Here is a 406-nt window from a genome sequence, read left to right as displayed (position 1 = left end):
CGGCGCTACCCGCACGCTCTTCAGCTCGTCGGCCTCGTCGGGTGCCTGGTACTGGTCGCGACCCTGCCACCGGAGTCGATCGGCGCCGGCCTCGTGGTGCTGGCCGTCGGCGCGCTCTATCGTCTCCTGAAACGGCGCCTTCGCCGTTCGCGCTGACCGGGCGAGGTGAGCGGCGGTACGACAGCGGTCGTCGGTTCCGTCTCGATCGCGCCCAGGCAGCGGCGTAGCGACAGCACGAGAGCAGCGCCCGGAATCCAGGTCGTGTCGCCGCGGTCGCGCTGCACGGTGTCTTCGAGTTCATCGACGCGCGACTCCAGGTCCCGACGATCCTCCTCCGCGATGTCCTCGTCGGCCCCGATCGAACGGACGACCGTGGCGAGGCGACGCAGCACTTCAGCCACCGACT

At 70.2% G+C, this 406-nt stretch carries 1 protein-coding gene; it reads right to left on the bottom strand.

What is annotated here, in order from left to right:
• Positions 1-116: 116 nt before the first annotated feature.
• Positions 117-406 (bottom strand): hypothetical protein (locus D9V41_RS17975; protein WP_166376107.1); only part of this gene is annotated, 290 nt, incomplete at its 5' end.

Origin of the sequence: Aeromicrobium phragmitis, assembly GCF_003674095.1 — a bacterium.
GTDB lineage: Bacteria > Actinomycetota > Actinomycetes > Propionibacteriales > Nocardioidaceae > Aeromicrobium > Aeromicrobium phragmitis.
The sequence above is the reverse complement of the archived record's forward strand: the minus strand, read 5'-3'. Positions and strand labels throughout refer to the sequence as shown.